The organism is Paraburkholderia sp. SIMBA_054, from assembly GCF_046534875.1.
Lineage (GTDB): Bacteria > Pseudomonadota > Gammaproteobacteria > Burkholderiales > Burkholderiaceae > Paraburkholderia > Paraburkholderia hospita.
In genome coordinates, this window is record NZ_JAWRXV010000911.1 from 1 (window position 1) to 266 (window position 266).

The 266-nt window shown below is 64.3% G+C and carries 1 protein-coding gene; it reads right to left on the minus strand.

Going from position 1 to position 266, the window contains the following annotated elements:
• Positions 1–266: hypothetical protein (locus SB822_RS57785; protein ID WP_410859197.1), on the minus strand; the 266-nt coding region annotated here is incomplete at both ends.

Here is a 266-nt window from a genome sequence, read left to right on the forward strand (position 1 = left end):
GTCGAAACCGAGGCCGATGGAACCTGTTTCCGCGCTTACGTCCGTCACGTTGAAAAGGCGGCGGTCACCGTGCACCACAGCCGTCAGCTGGTCCTGCAGGACAGGCTCGGCAAAGCGATCACGCTCCAGACGCTGACGCGCCTGTGCGCCGAAAAGCTCGCGCCCTTCTGAAATGACCTGGCTCGCATCCGCCATATCGACTGCCTGCGCATAGGCGGCGTTGACCCATTCGACGCGACCACCGGCGTCGCGGGTCCATACCGGCT